The sequence below is a fragment of the Pseudoflavonifractor sp. MCC625 genome, from assembly GCF_018784545.1.
Taxonomy (GTDB): Bacteria; Bacillota; Clostridia; order Oscillospirales; family Oscillospiraceae; genus Pseudoflavonifractor_A; species Pseudoflavonifractor_A gallinarum.
This window is the reverse complement of the sequence record NZ_WQOJ01000036.1, coordinates 1-3,230: the sequence shown is the minus strand read 5'-3', so window position 1 is coordinate 3,230 and position 3,230 is coordinate 1. Positions and strand designations below refer to the sequence as shown.

At 52.1% G+C, this 3,230-nt stretch carries 4 protein-coding genes and 1 pseudogene; all 5 read left to right on the top strand.

Annotated features, from left to right (window positions below; translation table 11 throughout):
• Positions 1-1,637, top strand: a 1,637-nt coding sequence (locus GPK94_RS12465) for a CHAP domain-containing protein (RefSeq protein ID WP_252192629.1), incomplete at its 5' end; no start/stop codon positions are given.
• A 29-nt stretch (positions 1,638-1,666) separates the two neighbouring features.
• The gene (locus GPK94_RS12460; RefSeq protein ID WP_006777886.1) at positions 1,667-1,918 is read left to right on the top strand and encodes a DUF4315 family protein; all 252 of its coding nucleotides are present in this window, start codon (positions 1,667-1,669) and stop codon (positions 1,916-1,918) included.
• Positions 1,908-2,672: a DUF4366 domain-containing protein gene (locus GPK94_RS12455; RefSeq protein ID WP_117801998.1), complete on the top strand. Its 765-nt coding sequence runs from the start codon at positions 1,908-1,910 to the stop codon at positions 2,670-2,672. The genes GPK94_RS12460 and GPK94_RS12455 overlap by 11 nt, the downstream gene beginning before the upstream one ends.
• Complete coding sequence (locus GPK94_RS12450) at positions 2,669-2,863, top strand: hypothetical protein (protein WP_025491749.1); 195 nt, start codon at positions 2,669-2,671, stop codon at positions 2,861-2,863. Before GPK94_RS12455 ends, GPK94_RS12450 begins: the two co-directional genes overlap by 4 nt.
• Positions 2,860-3,230, top strand: a pseudogene (locus GPK94_RS12445) (conjugal transfer protein TraG); the annotation flags it as partial. The gene GPK94_RS12450 and the pseudogene GPK94_RS12445, both read left to right, overlap by 4 nt.

Sequence of the window (3,230 nt, the reverse complement as noted above, 5' to 3'; positions counted from 1 at the left end):
ATAAGGCGCAGGCCAATATCCCAAAGAAAAAGGTCAGGCAGACGGTCATTGACCCGGATACCGGAAAAAAGACCTCGAAGTTGACCTTTGAGGACAAGAAAAAGCCACCCTCCAAACTTTCTCAAGGGGTCAAGGAAGCTCCCGTCCATCTGGTTGCGGGCAAACTCCACAAAGAGATCCGGGAAACAGAACAGGACAATGTGGGCGTGGAAAGCGCCCACAAGTCCGAGGAAGCGGTGGAGACCGGCGCTTATCTGGTGCGGGAGGGCTATCACAGCCACAAGCTGAAGCCGTACCGCAAAGCAGCACAGGCAGAGCGCCAACTGGAAAAGGCAAATGTAAATGTTCTGTACCAGAAATCTTTGCAGGAAAATCCCCAGTTTGCCAGCAATCCACTTTCCCGCTGGCAGCAAAAGCAGGCCATCAAAAAGCAGTATGCCGCCGCCAAACACGCCGGTCAGACTGCTGGAAATACCGCCCAGGCTGCATCTAAAACAGGAAAAGCCGCAAGGACGGTAAAAGAAAAGGTACAGCAGGCAGGGGCATTCGTCATGCGCCACAAGAAGGGTTTCCTGATGGCAGGGGTTTTGTTCCTCATTACCTGTATGCTGATGAATACCATGTCCTCCTGCTCCATGATGGCGCAGAGCATCGGTTCCGTTCTCTCCGGCACCACCTATCCGTCGGATGACCCGGAAATGCTGGCGGTGGAGGCAGATTATGCAGCCAGAGAAGCCCAGTTGCAGGAGAAAATCGACAACATTGAAAGCAGTCACCCAGGGTATGACGAGTATCGCTATGACCTTGGTATGATCGGCCATGACCCTCATGAGCTGGCAGCATTTCTCTCTGCCGTCTTGCAAGGCTACACCCGGCAGAGCGCTCAGGCAGAGCTGGCGCGTGTGTTTGCAGCACAGTATCAGCTGACGCTTACTGAGGAAGTGGAGATTCGGTACCGCACGGAGACCTCCACCGACCCGGAGACCGGTGAGACCACCTCAGAAGAAGTTCCCTATGAGTATTACATTTTGAATGTGAAACTCGCCAGCAAGCCCATTTCCGCTGTGGTGTCGGAACTTCTGACCCCGGAGCAGATGAAAATGTATCAGGTATACCGGCAGACCATGGGCAATAAGCCGCTGTTGTTTGGCGGCGGCTCCCCTGATACCAGCGGCTCGGAAGATCTGTCCGGTGTGCAGTTCATTAACGGTACCCGCCCCGGCAATCCTCAGCTGGTGGAACTGGCCAAGCGTCAGGTGGGCAATGTGGGCGGCTATCCTTATTGGAGCTGGTATGGCTTTGACAGCCGCGTGGAATGGTGCGCCTGCTTCGTATCCTGGTGCTATAACCAGGCAGGAAAAAGTGAACCGCGCTTTGCAGGCTGTGAGTGGCAGGGCGTTCCGTGGTTCCAGTCTCATGGACAGTGGGGCGCAAGAGGCTATAACAATCTGGCTCCCGGAGATGCAATTTTCTTTGACTGGGATTTGGATGGGACAGCAGACCATGTAGGTATCGTGATCGGTACGGATGGCAGCCGTGTTTATACCGTGGAGGGAAATTCCGGCGATGCCTGCAAGATTAAAAGTTATGACCTGAATTATCAAAGCATTAAGGGCTACGGCCTGATGAACTGGTAACAGAGATTTTTAAGAAGGAGTGATAGACGATGGCAAAGAACAAAATTGAGCGCATTGACCAGGAGATTACAAAGGTCCGCGAGAAGATCGCAGAGTATCAGGAAAAGCTCAAGGCGCTGGAAGCACAGAAAACCGAGGCAGAAAATCTGGAGATCGTCCAGATGGTGCGCGCCCTGCGTATGACCCCGACCCAGTTGAGCGCCATGCTGTCCGGTGGCACAGTTCCCGGCAGTTTGGCTGATGACAATAACGAACAGGAGGAAAACAGCTATGAGGAATAAACGATTGCTCCGAACACTTTCCGCCCTTTGCCTGACAATGGTTGTGGCATTTGGCTTTACGATCCCTGCTTTTGCACAGGGGTCAGAACAGGCTCCGGCGGCACCGGCAGAGGATTCTACCAATGACAGCAATGTTACTGTGGAAGAAACAGAACCAGCACCGGCACTTACACCGGAGGGGAATGCGGCACTGGTGGATGATTTTGGAGGCAATAAGCAGCTTATTACTGTTACGACCAAAGCTGGAAATTACTTTTACATCCTGATTGACAGGGCGAATGAGGATAAAAAGACTGCTGTTCACTTTCTGAATCAGGTGGATGAAGCGGATTTGATGGCACTGATGGAAGATGGAAAAGCAAAAGAGGAGCCGCCTGCGGTATGCAGCTGCACGGCAAAATGTGAAGCAGGGGCAGTCAATACGGCCTGCCCGGTCTGTGTAACTGATAAGAGTAAATGTACGGGCAAAGCACCGGAACCTCCGGCAGAAACACCGGAGCCGGAAAAAGAGAAGCCTGCCGGACTGAACCCGGCTGCGATAGTCCTTTTGCTGGCTCTGCTGGGCGGCTGTGGCGTATTTGCCTATTTGAAGCTTGTTAAGAACAAGCCTAAGACCAAGGGCAATGACAGTCTGGACGATTATGATTATGGCGAGGAAGATTCCGAGGAATGGGAAACCGAGGATGAGGAGTCGGACGAACCGGACGCTGATGGGGGCAGCACAGAAGAAGATGATGAGGACAGTGTGAAATGACCCGTTTCACAGACAGTCCCTATGAACGCATGATGACACGCAGGCCGGAGGGCGGGAAGGAAACTTCCCGTCCTCCTTCTTTACCCCACAGCCACCCCTGCTATGGCTGCGGGAATTATGGAAGTCCCTGCGTAGGTATCTGCCATCGTGAGATGGAACGCTGGCTCAAAGAAAGGAAACGAAAAAAATGAGTGTTCTGATTATATTTATCAAGCTGATTGCTGTTTTTGACCTGCTGGTGATCGCCGTGTATTTTGGCGGCGACATTCTTTCTACCATGTTAAACAAACTTCGGAGAAAGCCAAAGCAAGATGACCCCTTTGATTTCTCCTTAGATACCGTGACAGTTTCATTGTCCATAGATTCTATCCGTCAGCTTTGTTCCGACGATGCGGCAGATTTTGTGGAAGAAAAGATCCTGCCAAATGCGGAGAAAACAATGGCCGTGCTGACGGAACAAGAACAGACGGCGGCTCGGCTGCTCTTATCCGCTTTGATCGGTTTTCTTGCAGCAGAAGCTCCTATGGATGAACAGAGCTTTCCTTTGATGATGGAACT